The 22,629-nt window shown below is 52.3% G+C and carries 18 protein-coding genes; 15 read left to right on the top strand and 3 right to left on the bottom strand.

All coding sequences use genetic code 11. The annotated features are described in order from the left end of the window. Window positions 1-84: 84 nt before the first annotated feature. The 9 genes from JT718_RS15335 to JT718_RS15295 all read left to right on the top strand — a co-directional run bounded on the left by JT718_RS15335 (window position 85) and on the right by JT718_RS15295 (window position 13,144). Entirely contained in the window at window positions 85-1,410 is a 1,326-nt protein-coding gene (locus tag JT718_RS15335) for a M16 family metallopeptidase (protein WP_205503585.1), read from the top strand. Between the two features lie 33 nt (window positions 1,411-1,443). Beyond that, entirely contained in the window at window positions 1,444-3,519 is a 2,076-nt protein-coding gene (locus JT718_RS15330; RefSeq protein WP_205503584.1) for an insulinase family protein, read from the top strand. Between the two features lie 589 nt (window positions 3,520-4,108). Continuing rightward, a complete protein-coding gene (locus JT718_RS15325; RefSeq protein ID WP_205503583.1) occupies window positions 4,109-5,359 on the top strand; it encodes an efflux RND transporter periplasmic adaptor subunit in 1,251 nt (416 codons plus the stop codon). 12 nt (window positions 5,360-5,371) lie between these two features. Beyond that, window positions 5,372-6,850, top strand: a complete 1,479-nt coding sequence (locus JT718_RS15320; protein WP_205503582.1) for a TolC family protein — start codon at window positions 5,372-5,374, stop codon at window positions 6,848-6,850. 311 nt (window positions 6,851-7,161) lie between these two features. Further along, window positions 7,162-7,854, top strand: coding sequence for an ABC transporter ATP-binding protein (locus tag JT718_RS15315; protein WP_205503581.1), 693 nt, complete (start codon window positions 7,162-7,164; stop codon window positions 7,852-7,854). A gap of 11 nt (window positions 7,855-7,865) precedes the next feature. After that, entirely contained in the window at window positions 7,866-9,110 is a 1,245-nt protein-coding gene (locus JT718_RS15310; RefSeq protein WP_205503580.1) for an ABC transporter permease, read from the top strand. Next, window positions 9,107-10,288, top strand: coding sequence for an ABC transporter permease (locus JT718_RS15305; protein WP_205503579.1), 1,182 nt, complete (start codon window positions 9,107-9,109; stop codon window positions 10,286-10,288). The genes JT718_RS15310 and JT718_RS15305 overlap by 4 nt, the downstream gene beginning before the upstream one ends. A 191-nt stretch (window positions 10,289-10,479) precedes the next feature. Then, window positions 10,480-11,862 carry a sigma-54-dependent transcriptional regulator gene (locus tag JT718_RS15300; protein WP_205503578.1) on the top strand — a complete coding sequence of 461 codons (1,383 nt, stop codon included), beginning with the start codon at window positions 10,480-10,482 and terminating at the stop codon, window positions 11,860-11,862. After that, a complete protein-coding gene (locus tag JT718_RS15295) occupies window positions 11,846-13,144 on the top strand; it encodes a sensor histidine kinase (protein WP_205503577.1) in 1,299 nt (432 codons plus the stop codon). Before JT718_RS15300 ends, JT718_RS15295 begins: the two co-directional genes overlap by 17 nt. 434 nt (window positions 13,145-13,578) lie before the next feature. On the opposite strand, the gene JT718_RS15290 is transcribed toward JT718_RS15295, so the two are convergent. After that, a complete protein-coding gene (locus JT718_RS15290; protein WP_205503576.1) occupies window positions 13,579-15,129 on the bottom strand; it encodes a tetratricopeptide repeat protein in 1,551 nt (516 codons plus the stop codon). 112 nt (window positions 15,130-15,241) lie between these two features. Continuing rightward, entirely contained in the window at window positions 15,242-16,150 is a 909-nt protein-coding gene (locus JT718_RS15285) for a DUF72 domain-containing protein (RefSeq protein WP_205503575.1), read from the bottom strand. Between the two features lie 422 nt (window positions 16,151-16,572). Here JT718_RS15285 and JT718_RS15280 point away from each other — a divergent pair, with 422 nt between their 5' ends. Together JT718_RS15280 and JT718_RS15275 are read left to right on the top strand one after the other, a co-directional pair. After that, window positions 16,573-17,406 carry a septal ring lytic transglycosylase RlpA family protein gene (locus JT718_RS15280; protein ID WP_205503574.1) on the top strand — a complete coding sequence of 278 codons (834 nt, stop codon included), beginning with the start codon at window positions 16,573-16,575 and terminating at the stop codon, window positions 17,404-17,406. A 230-nt stretch (window positions 17,407-17,636) separates the two neighbouring features. Next, window positions 17,637-18,551 (top strand): toxin-antitoxin system YwqK family antitoxin, encoded by a 915-nt coding sequence (locus tag JT718_RS15275; RefSeq protein ID WP_205503573.1) that lies wholly within the window; start codon window positions 17,637-17,639, stop codon window positions 18,549-18,551. 139 nt (window positions 18,552-18,690) lie between these two features. Here JT718_RS15275 and JT718_RS15270 read toward each other — a convergent pair whose 3' ends face one another. Further along, window positions 18,691-19,044, bottom strand: a complete 354-nt coding sequence (locus JT718_RS15270; RefSeq protein ID WP_205503572.1) for a YraN family protein — start codon at window positions 19,042-19,044, stop codon at window positions 18,691-18,693. A gap of 126 nt (window positions 19,045-19,170) precedes the next feature. Here JT718_RS15270 and lipB point away from each other — a divergent pair, with 126 nt between their 5' ends. The 4 genes from lipB to JT718_RS15250 all read left to right on the top strand — a co-directional run bounded on the left by lipB (window position 19,171) and on the right by JT718_RS15250 (window position 22,573). Beyond that, window positions 19,171-19,920 (top strand): lipoyl(octanoyl) transferase LipB, encoded by a 750-nt coding sequence (lipB, locus tag JT718_RS15265; protein ID WP_240337119.1) that lies wholly within the window; start codon window positions 19,171-19,173, stop codon window positions 19,918-19,920. Between the two features lie 2 nt (window positions 19,921-19,922). Further along, window positions 19,923-20,327, top strand: a complete 405-nt coding sequence (locus JT718_RS15260; RefSeq protein WP_205503571.1) for a hypothetical protein — start codon at window positions 19,923-19,925, stop codon at window positions 20,325-20,327. A gap of 74 nt (window positions 20,328-20,401) precedes the next feature. Beyond that, window positions 20,402-21,442 carry an MraY family glycosyltransferase gene (locus JT718_RS15255; protein WP_240337118.1) on the top strand — a complete coding sequence of 347 codons (1,041 nt, stop codon included), beginning with the start codon at window positions 20,402-20,404 and terminating at the stop codon, window positions 21,440-21,442. 81 nt (window positions 21,443-21,523) lie between these two features. Continuing rightward, window positions 21,524-22,573 carry a DUF4271 domain-containing protein gene (locus tag JT718_RS15250; protein WP_205503570.1) on the top strand — a complete coding sequence of 350 codons (1,050 nt, stop codon included), beginning with the start codon at window positions 21,524-21,526 and terminating at the stop codon, window positions 22,571-22,573. Window positions 22,574-22,629: the final 56 nt, after the last annotated feature.

Here is a 22,629-nt window from a genome sequence, read left to right as displayed (position 1 = left end):
TAATTTTAAGGACGTTTTACGGAAAACAACCAAAAAACGCTCCAGACCTAACAAACGACCCTTTTTATTTTTAACGCTTTTTGAATGAAACGAAAATTGTTAAGTATCCTATTGCTGGGTGCCAGCCTGTTGGCGAACGCGCAAAGCAATAAAATTGAGTTCACGGAGTACGACCTGCCCAACGGGTTGCACGTGATTCTGCACCAGGACAAAACCACGCCTACCGTGGCCGTGACCATGATGTACCACGTGGGCTCCAAGAACGAGAACGCAGACCGTACGGGTTTCGCGCATTTTTTTGAGCATTTAATGTTTGAAGGCTCAGAGAACGTACAGCGCGGCAAGTACATTAACATGATCCAGAGTGCCGGCGGGGCCGTAAACGCCAACACCTCTTTTGACCGCACTTACTACTACCAGATTCTGCCGTCAAACCAACTGGCCCTGGGCCTCTGGATGGAAGCCGACCGCATGCGGGCCGCCAAGATTGACCAGCAGGGTGTAGAAACGCAGCGCCAGGTGGTAAAGGAAGAGAAAAAGCAGCGCATTGATAACCAGCCCTACGGCTCGTTGCTGGAGAATACCTTTGCTACGGCGTACTCAGTGCATCCGTACCGTTGGGTGCCCATTGGCTCGGCACAGTACATAGACAAAGCGTCTCTGCCTGAGTTCATGCAGTTCTACAAGACCTTCTATGTGCCCAACAACGCTACCTTGACCATTGCCGGGGACCTGGATGTTAACCAGACCAAGCAATGGGTGGAGCAGTATTTTGCCAATATCCCGAAGGGAACCGGTGCTATTCCGCGTCCAACCGTGGAAGAGCCTGCACAGGTAGAAGAAGCCCGTAAAGTGGTATTTGACAACATTCAGTTACCGGCCGTGATTCAGGCCTACCACATTCCGGCGCAAGGCACCGAGGATTCTTACGCCATCAACATGCTTACTACCTTGCTGGCCGGTGGGCAGAGCTCCCGCCTGAACAAAGCTTTGGTAGACAAGCAGCAGAAAGCCGTAACCGTGGCTTCTATTCCGTTGTCCATGGAAGATCCTGGCTTGTTCATCAACCTGGCTATTGCCAACATGGGCGTGGATGTGCATGACCTGGAGCGGGCCATGGATGCCGAGATTGAGCGCGTGAAAAACGAGACCATCACCGATCAGGAGTTCCAGAAACTGCGCAACCAGATGGAGACTGATTACATCAACGGTCTGGCCACGCTGGAAGGCCGCACCGAAAAACTGGCTTCTTACCACGCGCTGTACGGCAATACCAACCTCATCAACACCGAGCTGGACAAGATCCTGGCCGTGACCAAAGATGACCTGATGCGGGTAGCCAAAAAGTACCTAACCAAAGAGAACCGCGCCGTGTTGCACTATTTGCCTAAAGCCGCGCAAGCCAGATAAGCCTTGGTTCCTTTTTCTTATTGACTGAATTCCATGAAAAAATATATTTCAATTTTCTTCTTGTCGCTGGCTGTCTCATTTGGCAGTGCGGCGCAGACCACCAAACAAACGCCTCCGCCTGCGGGCCCGGCGCCTACCATTGAACTGGGTAAGTATGAGTTCTTTGAGCTGTCTAATGGCCTGAAGGTGTACGTGGTGGAGAACCACAAACTGCCTACCGTAGCCATGAGCCTGGTGCTGGACCGAACCCCCGTGTTGGAAGGCGAGAAAGCCGGTTTAACCGGGGCCGCCGGGTACATGATGCGCACCGGCACCAAGACCCGCAGCAAAGATCAATTAGACGAGCAGATTGACTTTATTGGTGCTTCCCTGAACACTTCTTCTTCTGGGTTCTCGGCCTCCGGCTTGAAGAAGCATTTCCCTAAGCTGTTGGAATTGGCTTCTGATGTAGTATTAAATCCGCAGTTCAAGCAGGAAGAGCTGGATAAGTTCAAGAAGCAGATGGCGTCTAACCTGGCGTCTTCCAAAGACGATCCGGCTACTATTGAAGCTAACGTGCAGCAGGCCTTGCTGTATGGCAAGAATCATCCGTACGGAGAGGTGCTCACTGAGAAAACCATTGAGAACATCACCCTGCCCGATGTGCAGCAATACTATAACACGTACTATAAACCAAACATTGGGTATCTGGCCATTGTGGGCGACATTACGCCAAAAGAAGCCAAAAAACTGGTGAAAGAGTACTTTGGGAAGTGGAAGAAAGCCGAGGTGAAACAGGCTACTTATCCGGCTCCGGCTCCTTTGGCCGGTACGCAGGTGGCCATCGTAGACCGGCCAAACTCAGTGCAGTCTAACATCTCTGTGACGTACGCCGTGGACCTGAAGCCCGGCAGCCCAGACGCTATTGCTGCCAGCTTGATGAACAACATCCTGGGCGGTTCTTTTGCCCGCCTGGATGCTAACCTGCGCGAGAAGCATGCCTATACCTACGGCTCTAACTCTTCGCTTTCAACGGATCGTTTATCTGGTCGGTTTGCCGCGTATGCCAGCGTGCGGAACAACGTAACTGACAGCGCCTTCACCCAGATCATCTACGAGATGGACCGTTTGCGCAAAGAGCCGGTACCCGCTGAGGAACTGCAGAAAGTGAAGAACATGGTAACCGGTTCCTTCGCCCGTTCTCTGGAGAATCCCTTGACCGTGGCCATGTTCGCCGTGAACACCGCGCGTTACAACCTGCCCAAAGATTACTACGCCAACTACCTGAAGAACGTAGCCGCTGTAACGCCCGCCGACATCCAACGTGTGGCCCAGCAGTACCTGCAGCCAGCCAAAGCGTACCTGATTGCCGTGGGTAACGCCCGCGAGATTGCCGATAAGCTGAAGCGCTTCAACTCAAATCAGCCGATTGGCTATTACAACGCCTTTGGGGAGAAAACCGATGCGCCGCTGATGTCCTTGCCTGCCGGCGTGAACGTGCAGACCGTATTGGCCGCGTACATGAACGCGCTGGGCGGAAAAGCCAATCTGGAGAAGGTGAAAGACCTCACCATCAAGCGGACCATGAACGTGCCGGGTGCTCAGTTGGCCGTATTGCAGCAGCAGAAAGGCGTAGACAAGTCTTTGCTGACCATTACGTTTGGTGCGAATGAAATCAACCGCGTAACCATCAACGGTCCTAAAGGTAGCATCAACAGCCAGGGACAGATCAAAGAGTTGACCGGCGCTGAACTGCAGGACCAGAAACTGGAAAACTGGATGTTCAGCTTCCTGAACTACGACCAACTAGGTGTGAAACTAGCGCTTAACCAGATGGAGAAAGTAGAGGGTCGTGAGGCGTACAAACTGGAACTGACCTTACCCAGCGGTAAAAAGTCTTACCACTACTTTGACAAGGAAACCGGCCTGAAAATCCGCGAGGTAGCCACTGAGCAAACTGCCGTAGGAACCGCCAGCCAAACCACCGACATCAAAGACTACCGCGAAGTAAACGGCATCAAGTTCCCGCACCAGATTGACTTGCACATCGGCAACCAGGTGATTTCTTCTACCGTGAACAGCGTGGAAATCAACAAAAACCTGAAAGACGATATCTTCAAGTTGAAGTAATCTCTTTTCGCTTTCTTAACCCGCCCCGTTTCGGGCCTGCTTTCCAGAAAACAGGCCCGAAACGGGGCGGTTCCTTTGAGCAGGATTTTCAGGGGTAGTGAGATGGACATGATTAAAAAGTAAAAAGATATTGGAAGTAAAAAGATTCTGGCGCGAGTCTCCAGACTCGTGCCTAAAGATGAGAGCAAGTCTCTGACTTGCTTCAAGCCAACGGCTTGACCCTTTGCTTGTATAGCTGAACATTTTGCAGGCTGTTAGCAGGAAAGAAAAGCCGTCCCGGTTTCGCTGCGTTGCAGCGAGGGTAGTCAGGAGACTACCCGCCACCCGTAGGCACGAGTCTGGAGACTCGCGCCAGCGCCTTTAGCACCATCTCTTAAATTTTTAATTATTTATCTTTCATAATCCTGTTCATCTCATCCATCCTGAAAATCCTGCTTCTAAAAAGGGTTAAAAACCTGACCACAACCGGAATCACTGTCCAGAACTGGACACTTTTGTATTGAGTAGTATGATTTAAATTATTGATAATCAATGATATATAAGTTGGCACAACGCTTGGATAAGGGATGATACCAAACCTGTGTCAATCATGGATAGAGAAATACCCCAAGCCCTAGTACAAAAATCCAAGCGCCGCCGCTTTTGGCAGGTGGGTGCCCTGGTGGTGGCCGTGCTGTTGGGGGTGCTGGCGTTCCGGTCAGTGCTTCAAACCAGAGTCGCTAAATCTGAGCTGCGCGTGGCTACGGTAGAAGTAGGCGCCGTAGAAGCCTCCCTCACCGCTACCGGCGTGGTGGTGCCCGAGAACGAAGAAGTCATTGCCAGTCCTATCCTGGCCAAGATTGAGCGCGTGCTGCACACCCCCGGCGATCGCGTATCGGCCAACGAGCCGCTGTTGCAGCTGGACAAGCAAACCTCCCAAACTGCCTTTGACAAACTCAGCGATGAGCGCCAACTGAAACAGAACAAAACCGCCGAGCTGGAGAACACGCTGCAGAAGAATGTAAACCAACTGCGCTCCCGCTACGCGGTGCAGGAAGTGAAAGTGAAAAGCCTGCAAGCTGCCCTGGATGATGAAAAGTACCTGCTCTCCATTGGCGGCGGCACCCAGGAGAATGTGAAGAAAGCCGAGCTGGACCTGAAAGTTGCCACTTTGGAACTAACCCAGCTGCAGCGCCAGATCCAGGACGAACAGGCAACCGCTAAAATAGGTATGAAAGCCGTGGGGTTTGAACTGGAAATGCAGAGCCGCGACATTGGCCAACTGCAGCGCCAACTGGCCCAAGCTGATATCAAAGCGCCCCGTTCCGGCGTGGTGACCTGGGTAAATGAAGAAGTAGGTGCCACCGTGAATGCCGGTGAGCCCGTGGCCCGGGTGGCCGACCTGAGCAGCTTCAAAATCAAAGCCACCATTCCTGACACCTATGCCGAGCAAGTGAAAGTAGGCGGCCCTGTGACCGTGCGCATCAATGAGACCGATCTGCGCGGCGAGATTGCGAACGTGCAGCCTAAAGTGGAGAACGGCATCATCACCTTCTACGTGCGGCTGCAGGAGAAAAACCACCAGGCACTGCGCTCCAACCTACGGGTAGAAGTGTTTGTCCTCACTGATTTCCGGCCCAATGTGCTGCGCGTGAAAAACGGTCCTTTCTTCACCGGAACCCCAGAGCAGGCCGTGTTTGTGATGCAGGGCGATAAAGCCGTCCGCCGGATGCTGCGCACCGGGGCCAATAACCTGGACTTTGTGGAACTGCAGGGTGACATTGCCGCCGGCGAAAAGGTCATCATCTCCAACACCAAGGAGTACGCGCACCTGGAAGAACTGCACCTCACCAATGATTAACGGCCGCCGATCATGAAAACCACTCTATTATATATAGTGTTCCTGAATATTCTGCTGGGAACGGTAGCGCAGGCCCAGACTTCAGCTGCTCTAGAACCCGCCCGCAGATTGACCCTGCAAGAAACCATTGACCTGGCCCTCGGCTCTTCCATCGCCAGCAAGCAGGCGGCCACCAACAAGACCAGCAGCTACTGGGAGTACCGCACCTTTAGAGCAGATTATCGTCCGCACTTGACCTTAAGCGGCACGCTGCCCGATTTCTCCCGCAGCATCATCCCCGTAATTCAGCCCGATGGAACCACTGATTTCCGGGCCGTTTCCATCAGCAATTCAGATTTGTCTCTGTCCTTGAGTCAATCGGTGGGGTTAACGGGCGGGCAGTTCTTTGTGTCCTCGCAGAGCCAGCGCTTTGATGACTTCAACCAAGGTTTGCGGCGCTACAACACCTTTCCGGCCATCATCGGGTTCAGGCAGCCCATCTTCGGGTACAACCGACTGGCCTGGGACAAGAAGATCGAGCCGCTGCGCTACCGCGAGTCTGAGCGCCAATTCATTGAAGACCGCGAGACCGTGGCCACTACCGCTACCCAGCGCTTCTTTGAGGTACTGCTGCAACAGGTGAACTACGAAATAGCCACCAAGAACGTGGAAAACAACCAGGCGCTGTTCAAAGTGGCGGAGGAAAAGCATCGGCTGGGCCGCTTGTCCAGAAACGAGCTGCTGCAACTGAAACTTAGTCTGATGAATGCGCAACTGGCCCAAGCCCAAGCCGCCACCGAGTTGAAAACCGTAGCCATGCAGTTCTCGGCCTATGTGGGCTTGCTGCTAGGCGAGAAAGTAGCGGTGGAAGCTCCCAACGTAGTTCCGGAGCTGCAGGTAGAAGAGCAACTTGCGCTGGACCAAGCCCGGTTAAACCGCAAGGAACGCTTCCAATTTGAGCGCCGGGTGTTGCAAGCACAGCAGCAAGTAGCCGAGGCCCGTGGCAAGGGCGGTTTCAACGCCGATCTGTACGCCACCTTCGGGTTGACCAAAAGCGCTAATAAGTTCGCCGAGAGTTATGCCCAACCTGAGAACCAGCAGCAAGTGACCCTCGGGTTTAGCGTTCCTATTGTGGATTGGGGTCGGCAGAAGGCTAACGTGAAAACCGCTGAGGCCAAGCTGCAACTCACCCAGTACACCGTGGAGCAGGAGCAGACCAACTTTGAGCAAAATGTCTACACACAGGTGAACCAGATCGAGCTCCTGAAGGAACGCCTCAAGATCACCGCCTCGGCAGACTCCATCGCGCAGGAACGCTACGACATCACCAAAGCCACGTTCCTGGTGGGCCGCATCAGCATCACCGATCTGAATATTGCCCTGCAGGAAAAAGACCAGGCACGCCGGGCCTACATCACCGCCCTCCAAGACTTCTGGGTTGCCTACTATAGACTTCGGGCGCTTACTTTATATGATTTCGAACGCGGCCAACCGCTCCTCGCCGAGAAGTAGCAAGCTGTTTTAGGGCTGGGTTCATAAAAGTGAATCAAAATCAGGAAACACGCATTGCGTCCCCCTTTGAAGGGGTAGGGGGATGACAAAGACGGAAGAAGAACCATGAACAATAACCACCAAGTAATTCAAAACGAATCTCGGGAAAGATCAATCAGCACGAGTACATCATCCCCCTACCCCCTTCAAAGGGGGACGAAAAAGAAACTAACCGTTTAAAGCCTGTTTTCCGGAAAATAGGTCCAAAGAAGAAGTGGCATCAACTTGAAGAATAGCACATCAGCACATTAACGCATTAGCACATTATAACTATGATACAGTTAATTGACATCGAAAAAGTCTACCGCACCAAGACCATTGAAACGGTAGCTCTCAATCGCGTAAACCTGCAGGTGGAGCGCGGGGAATTTGTCTCCATCATGGGGCCATCGGGTTGCGGAAAATCCACGCTGCTCAACATCATGGGCTTGCTGGATGAACCTACCAGCGGGTACGTGGCCATTGACGGTCAGCCGGTGAAAACGCATTCAGATAGCAAGCTGGCCAAGCTGCGCAACGAGAAGATTGGGTTCGTGTTCCAGAGCTACCATTTGATTCATGACTTAAGTGTGGTGGATAACGTGGAGTTGCCGCTGCTGTACCGCAAGGTATCGGGTGGTGAGCGGCGGAAGCGGGCTTTGGAAGCACTGGAGAAAGTAGGCTTGAGCGCCCGCACCAAACACTTTCCAAATCAGCTTTCGGGTGGGCAGCGGCAACGGGTGGCGATTGCCCGGGCCCTAGCCGGAAACCCGGAGATTATTTTAGCCGATGAGCCTACCGGGAACTTGGACAGCGTGATGGGTGACGAGATCATGGACATTCTGCTGCGCCTGAACCAGGAAGAAGGCACCACCATTGTGATGGTGACCCACGACGAGAACATGGCCCTCAAAACCAACCGCCTCATCAGGTTCTTTGACGGGCAGCAAGTGGCAGATTCCAGAGTACTAGAAGCCCAGATTTAACTTGTACGGCCATGTTAAGAAATTATCTGAAAATTGCCTGGGCGGTGCTGCAACGCCGCAAGTTCTTCACCTTCATCAGCCTCTTCGGGATCAGTTTCACGTTGATGGTGCTCATGGTGGTGACCTCGCTTTACGACCATGCTTTCGGGCCGCAAATGCCGGAGCGGGAATCTGACAAACTGCTTTTTGTGAACAACATGCGGGAGCAGTTCAAAGAAGGCTATACCAACAGCAGTCCGCCCAGTTACTATTTCTTGAACCGCTTCGTGCGGCCTCTGAAAACGCCGGAGAACGTTTCCATCAACTCCGTCTTTACCTCGGTGAACAGCTACGTGAACAACAAAAAGCTGACCCTAGACCAGAAACACACCGATGCCGCCTTTTGGGACATCTTGGATTTCAATTTCATAGAAGGCCGGCCGTTCAGTACGCAGGAAGTGGACAATGCCACCCGCGTGGCCGTGATTAACCAAAACACCCGCAAGAACTACTTCGGGGACAAAGAGGCCGTGGGTCAAACCATTGAGGTAGACCAGGTGAAATACAAAGTGGTGGGCGTGGTGGAAGACGTGCCGGTGCTGCGCCTGCATTCCTACGCCGATGTCTGGGTGCCGATCACCCTCAAGAGCCAGGATTTCAAACGTACCGGTCTGAAAGGAACCTACTTTGCCACCATCAAAGCCAAGCAGGCCAGCGATGTGCCCAAGATCAAGGAGGAATTCGCTTCCATGATGCTACAGGTGAACAAGAACAGCAAGCCGGAGGGAGTGCAGGAAGTGTTTTCTTTCGCCGATGATATCTTCGGGACCTTTGCCCGCAGCCTCATGGGTGGCGGAAAAACGGATAAATCAGCTATGCTATATGGTATTTTTGCCTTTGCGGCCTTTCTGTTCATGCTGCTGCCCACCATCAACCTGGTGAACATTAACATCAGCCGCATCATGGAACGGTCTTCTGAGATTGGAGTGCGCAAAGCGTTTGGGGCTTCTTCCAAAACCATCATCGGGCAGTTTGTGGTGGAGAATATCTTCCTCACGCTATTGGGCGGTATGTTAGGCTTCCTGATTTCGGCGGCCGTGCTGGAGATGATCAACGACAGCGGCATCATTGCCTACGCCTCTTTGGGGCTGAACCTGCGGGTATTTGCCTGGGGCTTGCTGCTCTGCCTTGTGTTCGGGTTGGTCTCCGGGGTGTACCCCGCTTTTAAAATGTCACGCTTAAACGCCGTTGAGGCACTGAAAGGAGGCTCCAAATGATACGCCATCTGTTTAAACTGATCTGGAATCAGAAGAAAAGCAACTTCCTCTTGATCACCGAAATCTTCTTTTCCTTCCTGGTGCTCTTCGCGGTGCTTAGTTTCATCTTTTACAATTACCATAACTACACCAAGCCGCTGGGCTTCAAATATGACAACGTGTGGCAACTGTGGCTGAATCCCAATACTGATTCATCGGCGCATAACCTGGCCGTGCAGCAGCAGTTGATTCAGCGGGTGCGCAGCTTCCCCGAGGTGGAATATGCCTCGCTCTCCAATTCCAATACCCCGTTTGCGTTTAGCCAGATGAACAATGTCTTGTCTTACGGTGGTAAAAAGGATGTAGAAGCCGGCGTCTTTGATGTGCAGGATGATTATAAAAATGTAATGAGCATGGAGGTGAGTCAGGGCCGATGGTTCGGGCCACAAGACAATGCCAGCTTACATGTTCCCATTGTGATTAACAGAAAGCTACAGGAAGAACTGTTTGGCGAGGAGAATCCTATTGGTAAACTCATCCCCATCAATGATTCTACCCAGTATGCCGTCATTGGGGTGGTAGACCATTACCGTTCTTACAGCGAGTTTGACCCCGAGGAAGCCGCGTATTTCCACCGGATCAATCTGGGCAAAAACACAAACTCTATCTGGAACGGGTTGGTCATCAAAGTGAAGCCCGGCGCGGGCGTAGCCTTTGAGGAGAAAATGGTGCGGGAACTGTCGCGCATTGCCAAAGACTGGACCATTGAGGTGACCACGCAGGAGAAAATGCGCCAAAGCAAAGCCAAAATAACCACCGTGCCTATGGTGGCTCTGGGCTTGGTGTGCGGGTTCCTGGTCTTCAACGTGGCGCTGGGCTTGTTTGGGGTACTGTGGTACAACATCAACCGCCGCTACGCCGAGATCGGCTTGCGCAGAGCCATTGGCGCCTCATCTAAACAGATTCGGAACCAGTTTGTGGGCGAAGTGCTGGTGATTGCCACCTTCGGGTTGCTGTTGGGTTTGGTGCTGGCGGTGCAATTCCCGCTGCTGCAGGTGTTTCAGCTTTCGGCCTCCATTTACTGGGAAAGCATAGGAGCCGCCGCCTTCCTGATCTTCCTGCTGGCCACTATCTGCGCGGTGTATCCTAGCTATCAGGCTTCCAAGATCTTCCCGGCCGTGGCCTTGCATGAGGAATAACGCTTGTATTTCAGAAATCAGGCGCTAAACGCAAAAACCTGTGAGGTCTTCAAGACCTCACAGGTTTTCCTACAGAAAAAGACCTCGTAGTGTGCGCCGCTCCTACGAGTATCTCTGCCCAATCCATTTCTCGCTTACTATTTCAAAAACGGCCTAAAAACGTTACCTTCACTTACCCGCTCTAAGACCCCATGATCCTGATTATTGACGATGATGTAGCCGTACGGGCTTCTTTAAGTTTGTTGCTCAAACAAGCCGGCTACGCTACGGCCCAGGCCGCCGGACCCGAGGAGGCGCTGCTAGTTGCGGCCAAACAAATGCCGCAACTAGCCCTAATGGACATGAACTTCTCCATGGAAACCACCGGCGAGGATGGCCTGCGTCTGTTAAGCCAATTGAAGCAGCTGTACCCGGCCGTGCCGGTGATCTTGATTACGGGCTGGGGTTCCATTAACCTGGCGGTGGAAGGCCTTAAAGGCGGTGCCGCCGATTTCATCACCAAACCCTGGAACAACGAGGCGCTGCTGCAATCCATTAAAACGGCGCTGGAACTAGCCAAGCCCTTGACAGAAGGTTTTAACGGCAAACTGACTCGCAAACAGCTGGACGAGCAGTACGATTTTTCCATGATTGTGGGCGAAGACCCGGGGTTGTTACAGGTGCTCCGCAACATCGGGCAGATTAGTGCTACGGATGCTTCGGTGCTTATTGAAGGCGACAGCGGGACGGGCAAAGAACTCATCGCCGAGGCCATTCACCGGAACAGCCACCGCAAGAAAGCGCCGTTTGTGAAGGTGAACCTGGGCGGAATTTCGGCGAGCTTGTTTGAGAGCGAGATGTTCGGGCACCGCCGCGGCGCGTTCACCGATGCCAAGACCGACCGCGTAGGCCGTTTTGAGATGGCGAACAAAGGCACCATCTTCCTGGACGAGATCGGCGAGCTGGATCTGAGCAGCCAGGTGAAACTGTTGCGCGTGCTACAGGACCGCACCTACGAAGTCCTCGGTGACAGCCGTTCCAAGAACCTGGACATACGGGTGATCTGCGCCACCAACCGCAATCTGCAGGAAATGGTAGCCGAGGGCAAGTTTCGGGAAGATCTGTATTACCGCATCAACCTGATTACGGTGAAGCTGCCCGCTTTGCGCGAGCGCCCCCAAGACATTCCGCTGCTGGTGCAGCATTTCGTGAACAACCTCAAGCACACCTACCACAAACAGGCACTGCAGGTGAGCAACAAAGCCCTGAAATGGCTGCGCGAACAGCCGCTGCCGGGCAACATCCGGGAGCTGAAGAATCTGGTGGAGCGAACGGTGCTGGTGAGCGGCAAGAGCCTGCTGGACGTGGAGGATTTCCAGAATCAGTTACAGGGCGGTTCCAAAAAACTGGACGAGAAACTGCTGCCCTCGGTGGGTGCCATGACCCTGGATGAACTGGAGGCCGGCATGATCAAAAAATCCATGGCCTATTACAACAACAATGTGAGTAAAGTGGCCAAGGCCCTGGGCGTTAGTCGGGGTTCTTTGTACCGCCGTCTGGAGAAGTTCAACATCCCGTATGACGCTGCGGAATAAGTTTATTCTGGCGGCGGTCTTGTTGCACGTGGCGCTGGTGGTGCTGGCCTGGCAACTGCTGGACTACAACAAATGGCTGTTTGTGGCCGCCGAGGTGCTCATTGCTTCCAGCATTTTTCTCACGTCTAAGCTGTACACTTCTTTTGTGCGGCCGCTCAACCTCATCGCGGCGGGCATTGAGTCCATTAAGGATCGCGATTTTTCCATCAAATTCATGGAAACGGGCCAAAAAGAAGTAGACCAGCTCATTAGTGTTTACAACCAGATGATGGACGAGCTGCGCCAGGAACGCGTGGTGCAAACTGAAAAGCATTTCCTGCTGGAACGCCTGATTGAGGCCTCTCCTTCCGGCATCATCCTGCTGGACACGCACGACCGCGTAGCCGGACTGAACCCCGCGGCCGCCACGCTGCTGCAGACCTCAGGGAAGAATATGGTAGGCAAACCCTTGACAGAACTGCCGCACCACTGGGGAAACTCCTTGCCCAAACTGCCCAAAGACGAGCAGCGCATCATTCGGCCCAATGGCATCCAGACGTACCGCTGCCGCAAAATTCGTTTCCTGGACCGAGGCTATCACCGCTACTTCATCTTGGTGGAAGAACTCACGCAGGAGCTGCTGGAGAAAGAGCGCAATGCCTACGAAAAGCTGATTAGGATGATGTCGCACGAGATCAACAATTCTATTGGGGCGGTCAATTCTATCCTTAACTCCTTCTCCTACTTTGCGCCGCAGCTAAACGAAGACACCCGCCCTGATTTTGACGAGGCGCTGCAGGTCTGCATCACCCGTAACCAGAACCTGGCGGGTTTTATGGCCAATTTCGCCAATGTAGTCCGAATCCCGCCGCCCACCAAGCACGAAACTGATCTGCACCAACTATTGCAAAGCATCCACCGGCTCATGCTGCCCAGCTTTGAGCGGAAACAAGTCTGTTGGCAGTGGGACTTGGCCGAAGCCGTGCCGCCTATCGCTATGGATGTACAGCAGATGGAGCAAGTGCTCATCAACGTGGTGAAGAATGCCTTGGAAGCCACGGAGCCGGAAGGATGGGTGAAAGTGCAGACCATCGCTTCGCCCCCTCAATTGTTGATCCAAGACAACGGGCAAGCCATCTCCCCCGAGGTGCAGGAGAAGCTGTTTTCGCCATTCTTCAGCACCAAAGCCAACGGGCAGGGCATCGGGCTCACCATGGTGCGCGAGATCTTACTGCACCACGGCTTCAGGTTCACCCTGCAAACCGGCCCTGATGGGGTAACTACGTTTCACATTCAGTTTTAAGGATTGCCCTCAGTTCCTCCAATACTTGCCATGGCGCGGAAGTTACTTCCGTGACTTTTAATCTTTAGTCACGGAAGTAAAATACGCGGCCGAGTTTGGTTTTTTACAGCGGTTTTGTTACCTTCCGTTCATTTAAACTTTTCCACCCGAACTCAACCCCCGCGCCATAGTGTGATTTTAGCCTGTTTTACAGGAAAGAAGCCAAAAGCGCCTGCTCAAAAGACCTCGTAGTGTCCAGCGGACCTACGAGTGTCTGTGCCAACTTCCGCTCCTGCCCAATCCTGAAAATTATATCCATCCTGAGAATCCTGCTCAGTGAAAAGACCTCACAGGTTTTCAAAACCTGTGAGGTCTCAACGGTGGCTTCTGTTTTAAGCTTGTTTTCAGGAGAGCCGGCCCAAAACAGCAGTTTGTATTTTCTGGAGGAACCAGAACTAAATCTTCGTGAACTTATCGGCGTAGCCGCTTTGCTCAAAAAAAGCTTTAGGGTCTTTGATCTCCAGAATGTCTTTCACGGCCTGTTTCTTGTCCGTGGCCTTGTTGTAGTAGGCTTCGCAGATTTTGTAGCCCATGTAGTAACCCAGGTCAGCGGGCCAGTCGGGGCGTTCCTGGCCGCCGTTGGCAATCCAGTTTTTGGAGCGGTTCAGGTACATCTCGGCTTTGAACTTCTCCCAGATTTCTTTCTCGCGAGGATTGCCGAAGGTATGGAGGCGCTTGTTGATGTTCACGCCGGAAATCAGTTCCCCAATGAAATCGGCCATTCCCTCGGTCAGAGCGCCAGCCAGCAGCGTAGTATCAGATTTGTTTGTCTGAATGAAGTGAATGAGCTCATGCGCAATGAGTGGTGGCACGTTTTGCACGGAGTTGTAGTTGTTGCGCTCCCAAAGGTTCAGCTCATGCAGCGGCACATCATCAGATTTTGAGAACTGGTCAATGCCAATCAGCAGCCCGTTGTCTGATGCGGTGCCCGCCGAATTGTAGCGTCCGATCACAAAGTACACGTTGGGAAACGTAGAGGCCGGATACAGCTCCTTCATCTTATGCAAACTCTTGTAGATATCGGCTTTCATGGCGTCTACCTGCAGCGTGTTCTTTCTTATGGCCGGGAAAAAGGCCGTCTTGTTGTTGAGGTTATTCAGGAACAGCTCCAGAGAGCCAATCTTAAACTCAAAGTAGTCCTGCAGCCCAACGGATGCTTTCGCAAAATATTCCTTTTCAAATACCTCCTGTTGACGCGCCGGGTCTTTGGCGGCCAGGTCATAGGCTTTCCAGAAGTTGTGCACGTCAGTGGTCACCAGCTGCACATTGTCTGGGTTGCCTAAGTGGGCTTGCTGTTTCTCCAGCTGCTTTTCCAGCTTTAGGTACCGTTTGTCTTTTTTAAGGATTTCCAGGTCAGAATCGCGCCGCATGTTAGACAGGTTCTTGTAACCGGCTGCCACCGCTTTCTCCAGGTTCTGCAGAGCTTGCTCTTTCTGGCCCATAAGGGCGTAATCACAGGCAATGTTGTAGTAGGTGTTGCGTACGTGAGCACCTTTCGGCTCCGCCGCCAAAGCCTGTTGGTACAGGTTGATAGACTCCTGGTAATTCTTCTTGTGGTATTGCTCCGTGGCTTTCTTGTTCAGTTCTGAATAGGCGGGCGGCGTGAAATAAGAAAACACCAGGCTAATGGTGTCTTTGCCGTTGGTGACTCTGAAGCGCTCCCGCTGATTGTTCTGGTATTTCACCGCCAAACTGTCTTTGCCGGTATTCACGTGCATGAAGTTAGGCCGGTTGTTAGGGCTGATGCGCACCAGTTTCTCCCGGCCCGCTTCGCTTACCTTAAAAGTATGCTTGAACCTGGTTTCTTTTATAGTGAGTACTACGGTGTCTTTGGGGGCGTGCAGCAAAGGCACGGTGGTCTGGGCAAAGAGGGGGGCGGGGGCAAGGAACCCAAGAAGAAGGCCAGTTTTGGCGAACAGATTCCTGAAGGGTAACGCTGGTTTCATAGTAAACAGGGGTTTAGTGGCGTGTTTCTCTGAAAGATTCAGGCAGACTGCCCATGGTTGCATTTCTCCTCTTATTTTTTTCACGAGTAAGCCGAAGGCTCTGAGTGCCAGTCTAAAAAAGTTGCCCCTGAATGTATTGCTGCACCTTTTTGGGCCGCTGTAAAGCCAAACCGGTGTGTTTCTCCAGTCTATCCATCAGGTGCACCAAGGCGGGTGGGGCATCCATGATCTCTTTCTGGTGCATAAAAAAGTACACGGTGTGCAGCCCCTGCTCCAGCCATTGGTGCAACCGGTCGGCCCAGGCATCCAGGCGGGTGTAATCGGTGGGGTGCAGGGCGTGGCCGTTGAACCGTACCATGGCTACGGGCGTGGTGAGGCGCATGTGTAGCACATCTCTTCTTCCGGCTACATCGGTGATCACCGTAGTAATCTGCCGTTCCTCTAGTGTCTGGAAGGCCCGTTGCGTCACGGCCGATTCCTTGAACCAGTTCTCGTGCCGGAACTCCACCGCTAAAGGTACTTCTGGCGGAAAGTTCATAAGGTACTGCTCCAGAATAGGCCAATCTTCAGGCCCAAAGAAAGGCGGCAACTGCAGAAAGGCCATGCCCAGGCTTTCACCTAACCCTAAGATGGCATCGCAGAAAAGCTTGGTGGGTTCCCCGGCATTCTGAAGGAGTTGATCATGGCTGATGACCTGGGGCAGCTTGGGGCAGAACACGAACCCCGGAGGCACTGCCTGTTTCCATCTATGAATAGCGGTGGCATCTGGAATGCGGTAGTGGGTGGTGTTCATTTCCAGCGTGTTGAATTGCCGGGCATACCAATAGAGTAGTTGGGCATCCTGGGCTCCGGCCGGATAGTACGTGCCTATCCAGGGTTTGTTGGTCCAGGTAGGGCAACCCAGGTACAGATTTGGGCGGGTAGGCCGTTGGGCACGGGCCAAGACGTGGGCGGTACCCGGGTGGTCTACGGGCAGGCTGAAGTCTACTTTGCTGATGTCTGGCAGGCGTCCGAAATCCATGGTGTATAAATATTTTGTTTTTTATATATAACTGCTAAATTCGTAGGCAATTGCCTCTGTTTTTAGGCCTTCAGCTAAATTTTTCAGAAAAAATAGATTTTTATTTTTCGGTTTCTATTTTTCTAAGGATTTGGCGATAAAGCAGGTATGTCATTTTAATCCAATTTAGGGAAGAAAATCGGCTTTTATTGCCTGTATTGGTAGAAAATTTCTTCTTGATGAATAGGAAATCTGGCATACCATGAATTGTAAATTAAGTTATACTGCAGGTTTGCAAATTTGGATATTTAATAAAAATAATGTTGTTTTAATGAGTTTTAGTAGAGTGTAAACCATGTGCTCAACGGCGGGCGGCTTGACATGAGGGAATTTAGCCCTAATTTTGTCGCCTTGAAATTGATGTTCCACCAACAAAACCTAAAATGGGGAAACTGAAAATTTACAATGCGCTTACCGTTCTTTTTATCTTTTTCATCAGCTTTGCGCCAGCCGCCTTTGGGCAGGAAGTAGGCGATAAGCAAAACGGACTGGCCTCTTGGTACGGGGCCAAATACCATGGCCGACCCACCAGCAGCGGGGAAATCTACAACCGCCACAAGCTTACGGCCGCGCATAATGAACTTCCTTTAGGCAGCAAAGTAAAAGTTACCAACCTGGCTACCGGCGAGAGCGTGGTAGTGCGTATCAACGACCGCGGTCCTTTCAGGGGAGCCCGCATCATAGACCTATCTGAGGCCGCCGCCCGCAAAATCCACTACCGCAAAGACGGCCTGGCCGATGTGACCGTGGAAGTGGTGGAATTGCCCGAGGCGTTCCTGGCCAGCAGAGCGAAAGCCAGAGCAGAGCAGGCTGCCAAGGAAGAAGCACTGGCCCTGGCCAAGGCAGAAGCCATCAAAGAAGCTGCGGAGACCCCTAAAGCTACTGCCCCCCCAACTCCGGCAACCGCAACTGCTACCAACCCAACGCCTATTACTCCTTCCCTGGCGCAAACCCAGGTGTATGTGGTGCAGGCCGGAGCCTTCGGGAATCTGGCCTACGCTACGGCTCAGGTGGAGAAGCTGCGCAAGCTGTACCAGAAGATGCCCATTGTCTTGGTTGAAGAGACCGTGAACGGGCAGAAGGTGCACCGCATCTTAGCCGGCCGCTTTGTCTCCAAGACCACCGCCGAGCAGGCCCGTCAGGATCTGGGGAAGAAAGGTTTCCAGGGATTGGTGCGGGTGGCCGTTGAGCCTGCCCCGCTAGCCAGCTCGCTGTAAGCCGTTCTGTTTTGTCTCTTCCCGCTCCAAGCCTTACAACCGGGCCTGATAGTGGTTTTTTGCTTGATTTCAGAAAAACAGGTGAAAAACCGCCGAATCTGAATTTTATTTAGCGTGATTTGTTCTTCACGTACGGCAACTCCTGGCGCATGGCTGTGCGTACAGGGTGCGGTATACCAATTGAACGGGTAAAAACGTTATAAGCAAGATTCAGAAAGTAGACATCTGCTATGGGTGAAATGAGAACTTTGATGAAGGTGCTGTTCCTTTGCTCCGCCATGCTTTGGGGGGCGCACCAGAAAGCACAGGCCCAAGTCATCGGGAAGGAGAAAAAGAAGCTTTTCTTCTGGCAAAAAGACCAGGGCTTGGATGTAAACCCGGTTGACTCGGTTGCCCTCACTGATTCGCTTTCTGCGCCTTCTTTGGCCACCGCTGCCACAGACAGTGTCCAGGCGGCCAAGAAAGAGAAGAAAGACAAGAAAAAGGAGCCCAAAAAGAAGAAGACCTACTTCGGTTATCGGGTGAAGAAGGGGTTTGCCCGTCAGGGAAAAGGCAAAAACCAGATTGTGGAGACGTTCTATTACCTGCGCGAGTACAAAGACCCCAACCCGTACGTGCGCGACAAGCACTTCTTTGACGTAAAGAAGCGCCGAATCTTCAGGTCGCCCACCCTTGATCCCTCTAAGACGCAAATGCTCATCCTGCACGGTCCCTACACCAAAAAGCGGGGTGATGTGGTCATAGAGCAAGGCTACTTTTACGTAGGAGCCAAACACCTGCGCTGGGAAACGTTCAGGCCAGACAGTACGCTCACCCAGAAGGTGCACTATGAGAAAGGCTTCCTGCGCGACGCCGTGATCACGTACTATGACGCCGCCAAAACCAAGATTAAGGAAGTGATTCCGTATCAGTACGGTCAGGTGCAGGGCGAGTACTACAAATTCTATGAGAACGGCCAGTTGGAGTGGCAAGGCATGTACGACAAAGGCCGGAAAGTGGGCACCTGGATCAATTTCTATGACTTCAGGGGCCGCCGGCAGTTTGAGTTCCAGTACCCTGAGTCGGCCTTTGACCCCAAGATGGAGCCGGTGCTGGTGAAGCAGTATGACCGGCATGGGAGTCTGGTGTTTGAGAAAAAGGACTGATCCTCCCTCCTTAAAAGGTTATTTTTGATGATAAACCCGTTTGGGGGCTGTTTCCCAGAAAACAGCCCCCAAACGGGTTTTGCTTTTGGTGCGCTGCCAGGCTAAGGCGGGAGGTTTCTGTGGGAGCGTTGGGTGGTCTTCAATGGAAAGCGTCCTCAATGTGCACAAGATCGGGCTGCCCGTTCTTCCAGAGAATGGAGATCACGTCAAATCGCACCTCGTGCCGCCACTGGTGCTGCTCTACATAATGGTCGGCCGCCAGCTGCAGCAGGGCTTCCTTGCGGGCCGAGACGGCCTCCTCCGGGAAGCCGTACGCATAGGTGCTCCGGGTCTTTACTTCTACCAGCACCAGCAGTTTTTCCTTGGCCACTATCAGGTCTACTTCGGCGCGCTTATGGCGATAATTTCTTTCTAGCACCGTAAAACCCTTGGCCGTGAGGTAAGCCTCCGCCGCCCTTTCGCCCAGTTGACCTAAGTGAGTATTGTACGCCATTTTTGGTAGGTGCTGGTTTAATGAGTAATTTGCACAGAATTCTTTTTGCAAATCATTCTATACGTGAAGAGTAGGTTTCTTGTATAGGGCAAATAGGATACAGCGCTGAAAGGGAAAATATGATTAATGATAGAGGAGGGACGCGACAAGACCATGAAACAGAACAGGGAAATCGTTTTTGAGAGAATGGGTCTGGTAGACTATCAGCAGGCCTGGGATTACCAGGAGAAGCTCTTGAAAGACATTGTGGACCTGAAAACCCGCAACCGAGCCTTGCCAGATGATGCTAAGCTGTCCACTCCTAATTATTTGCTGCTTTGTGAGCATCCGCATGTCTACACACTGGGCAAGAGCGGGCATGAAGAGCATCTGCTGTTAGATGAACAAGGCTTGGAGGCAAAGCAGGCCTCCTTCTATAAGATAAACAGAGGGGGCGACATTACGTATCATGGTCCTGGCCAGTTGGTGGCCTACCCCATCCTGGATTTGGAGAATTTCTTTACCGACATTCACCAGTACCTGCGGCTTCTGGAGGAGGCGGTGATTAAAACCCTGGCAGACTATGGCTTGCAGGCCGGTCGTATAGTAGGACTAACCGGAGTGTGGCTGGACTTTGAGGAGCAGCGCAACCCTAGGAAGATCTGCGCCATGGGCGTGAAATGCAGCCGGTGGGTGACCATGCACGGGCTTGCCCTCAATGTGAACACAGACCTGGGCTATTTTGGCAACATTGTCCCCTGCGGGATCTCAGACAAGGCGGTAACTTCGCTGGAGAAGGAACTGGGCCGCGCCGTGCCCTTGCCCGAAGTGGAGGAGAAACTCCTCCGTCATTTTGAAGAACTGTTTGACGCAAAGATGCTGGTGCAGCAACACTAAACATGAAGAAAGACATAGATTTCCATCAGGTAGAGGGGGTGTCCATTGCTATTGCAAGAGAAGTGAATGCGCTTGCGCAGGAAGAATGGAATGTGTACTTTATCAACAACAATGATTTTTACCTGGACAACGTGCTCATCTCCTCCAAAGGATACGGCGAGTACGAGGGCCAGGAGGTGAAGACCTCTGTGTTGCGGCACATGTTTGAACAGGTAGGGCCTAAAACGGCCATGCAGGTGGAGCCTATTGACCCAAGTTTGTTCCATATCACCAATGAGTTCTGGGTTAGTTATTACGTGGGTCGTAACATCCATGACAAGCGGTTCCTGTTTGTGCCCGGCAGCGTGGTGGAAGAGAACCTGATCCATATTTCTATCCTGGAAAAAGAAGGGGTGCTGCACTCCTAGGTGGCACTGGGCTTTGCTCAGCGAAATACAGGCGGCAGTTGCTTCCTGTCAGCCTTTTAAACATAAGACATGGCATGAAATTCTTTACTTATCTACTCTCATTTAGCTGGTCCTTCTTTATTGCACTGTTTGCCATCCCGTCCATTGTGTACGTGGCGCATCTGAAGAATATTCTGGATCAACCCAACAAGCGAACGGTGCACGTTTCGCTCACGCCGCGCCTGGGGGGCTTGGGCGTGTTTGCGGGGTTTATGTCGGCGCTCACCATCTTCGGCGATTTGTCTAACGGGGTGCAGCAGGTGCTGGCCGGTTGCGTTATCCTTTTCTTCGGGGGGCTCAAAGATGACTTGGTGTCTATCTCGGCTTTCAAGAAATTCTTCATGCAGGTGCTGGCCACCGGGGTGGTCATGTTTATCGCCGACATCCGGGTGACGAGCTTCCAGGGCATTTTCGGGATTAATGAACTACCCGATGGGCTGAGCTATGGGTTTACGTTTTTCACCATTGTGGGCATTACCAACGCCATTAACCTTATTGACGGGCTAGATGGCCTGGCCGGAACCATTGTCACCATAGTGGTATCTACCTTCGGGTTCTTTTTCTGGTATGCGCACCTGGACCAGTACTCTAATTACGCAGGCGTGGCAGTTTGCCTGATTGGGGGCTTGCTGGGCTTCCTGCGGTATAACTTCTATAAGGCAAGAATCTTTATGGGCGATACCGGTTCGCTGCTCTGCGGGTTTGTGGTCTCCATTATGGCTATTCAGTTTATAGAGATGCGCTTTGTGCCTTCATCGCCGGCGGTGGCGCTGGGGGTGTTGTTCGTGCCGCTTTTTGACACCATCAGGGTTTCCCTCATACGGGTGTTGAATGGTGTGTCTCCTTTTGCGCCGGATAAGAACCACATCCACCACCGGGTGCTGGCCATGGGGTTCAGCCAGGTATCTACGGTGGTGATTCTGGGGCTACTCAATGTGCTGGTGATCTTATTTGTATTTAACTTCTCCCATTGGGGTAACCTTAACCTGTTGCTGTGCCTGCTGGGCTTCTCAGTGGTGTTAAGCGCGGTCTTAGGGCAGTATTCTACCAAGTCTAAATCTACGGTAAGTAGCTAGGGCATGCGTTTCTGGGGGCTGGTAATAGGATTCTGGCTTTGGTGCGGGGGCGCTGTAGGGCAACCGGTGCCGTTAAAGCCATTGCTCTCCGCAGACTGGATGATTTACCATGCCCCACAGAACCAGTTGGTGCCGTATTTGCCTGAGTACCATGAAGAACACCAGGCCTTGTACCAATGGGTGACCTTAGATAAGTTCACAAACCCACGCATTGAGTTTGCCGCCCGCGAGAAACTTTGCCTTTTCATAGACAACCGGCTCATTTTTGTGGCTGATTCCACCGCCCGCTACACGTTGGATTTGGCTGCGCACCTCAAGCCGGGCAAGCGGCATCTGCTTTCTATTTGGCACCCTGACCAGCAGCCCAATTATCCTTCTTTTAGGGTGCCGCAGGAATCTTTGGTGCCAATAAACGCCCAGGCAAACGCGGCGTACCGGCCCATTCCTAAGCAACCCGATGTGCACCGGAGCGCTTTGGTTTTTTTTATGGTAGTGGTGGGCCTGATCTATGGAGCCCTCCGCATGACATTTTACTCAGATTACGCCAGTATTTTCAGGTGGAGCAACTTCACCAAGCTCTCTACCCTGGAGGGAGGATTATTGGCAAAACCCATTGGCAACTGGTCTAGCGTGCTGTTTGTGCTGGCTTTTTCCCTGTCCTTTGCCCTGCTGATTGTCGCCATTCACACCAACCTGGAAGACCTTGCGCTGCTGAGCCAGTTGTTTGCCGCCACGCAGGCAGATCTTGTCTCCAAGATTTTGCTTTATACCTTGATTATCTTCCTGTTTGTGATTTTTAAATACCTCTTCCTGCAACTGATGGGATTCATCTTTGGCGTGGGCGAAATGGTGTTGCCGCAGTATCGTGAGTTTCTGCGTACGCTGTTGAGTTTAGGGGTGTTTTTGCCGCTTATATTGCTGCTGTACTTGGGGTTATGGAATTCAATTCCGGGGGTCATTTACTGGATCGCCAACGTTAGTATTACGGGCTTGCTGGTGTTTACCATGTTCAGGACTTTCCATACCGTTAACAAAAAATATTCCCTTAAAAATCTACATTTATTTTCATACCTTTGCGCCACAGAAGTGATTCCGCTGATGATTCTACTAAAACTTATTGTTTTTGTATAGCTTGTCCTCAGACCGGAATTCTAACAGATCTTAGACTATAAGTTGTTAAAACTACC

The organism is Rufibacter psychrotolerans, from assembly GCF_016924645.1.
GTDB classification, from domain to species: domain Bacteria; phylum Bacteroidota; class Bacteroidia; order Cytophagales; family Hymenobacteraceae; genus Nibribacter; species Nibribacter psychrotolerans.
This window is presented reverse-complemented; position numbering and strand designations above follow the sequence as displayed.

Bases quoted from the DNA above. Each gene is read 5' to 3' on its own strand.
- JT718_RS15295 (WP_205503577.1), top strand. From the start codon at position 11,846: ATGACGCTGCGGAATAAGTTTATTCTGGCGGCGGTCTTGTTGCACGTG.
- JT718_RS15330 (WP_205503584.1), top strand. From the start codon at position 1,444: ATGAAAAAATATATTTCAATTTTCTTCTTGTCGCTGGCTGTCTCATTT.
- JT718_RS15315 (WP_205503581.1), top strand. From the start codon at position 7,162: ATGATACAGTTAATTGACATCGAAAAAGTCTACCGCACCAAGACCATT.
- JT718_RS15255 (WP_240337118.1), top strand. From the start codon at position 20,402: ATGAAATTCTTTACTTATCTACTCTCATTTAGCTGGTCCTTCTTTATT.
- JT718_RS15325 (WP_205503583.1), top strand. From the start codon at position 4,109: ATGGATAGAGAAATACCCCAAGCCCTAGTACAAAAATCCAAGCGCCGC.
- JT718_RS15300 (WP_205503578.1), top strand. From the start codon at position 10,480: ATGATCCTGATTATTGACGATGATGTAGCCGTACGGGCTTCTTTAAGT.
- JT718_RS15310 (WP_205503580.1), top strand. From the start codon at position 7,866: ATGTTAAGAAATTATCTGAAAATTGCCTGGGCGGTGCTGCAACGCCGC.
- JT718_RS15285 (WP_205503575.1), bottom strand. From the start codon at position 16,150: ATGGATTTCGGACGCCTGCCAGACATCAGCAAAGTAGACTTCAGCCTG.
- JT718_RS15260 (WP_205503571.1), top strand. From the start codon at position 19,923: ATGAAGAAAGACATAGATTTCCATCAGGTAGAGGGGGTGTCCATTGCT.
- JT718_RS15335 (WP_205503585.1), top strand. From the start codon at position 85: ATGAAACGAAAATTGTTAAGTATCCTATTGCTGGGTGCCAGCCTGTTG.
- JT718_RS15275 (WP_205503573.1), top strand. From the start codon at position 17,637: ATGGGTGAAATGAGAACTTTGATGAAGGTGCTGTTCCTTTGCTCCGCC.
- JT718_RS15320 (WP_205503582.1), top strand. From the start codon at position 5,372: ATGAAAACCACTCTATTATATATAGTGTTCCTGAATATTCTGCTGGGA.
- lipB (WP_240337119.1), top strand. From the start codon at position 19,171: ATGATAGAGGAGGGACGCGACAAGACCATGAAACAGAACAGGGAAATC.
- JT718_RS15290 (WP_205503576.1), bottom strand. From the start codon at position 15,129: ATGAAACCAGCGTTACCCTTCAGGAATCTGTTCGCCAAAACTGGCCTT.
- JT718_RS15305 (WP_205503579.1), top strand. From the start codon at position 9,107: ATGATACGCCATCTGTTTAAACTGATCTGGAATCAGAAGAAAAGCAAC.
- JT718_RS15280 (WP_205503574.1), top strand. From the start codon at position 16,573: ATGGGGAAACTGAAAATTTACAATGCGCTTACCGTTCTTTTTATCTTT.
- JT718_RS15270 (WP_205503572.1), bottom strand. From the start codon at position 19,044: ATGGCGTACAATACTCACTTAGGTCAACTGGGCGAAAGGGCGGCGGAG.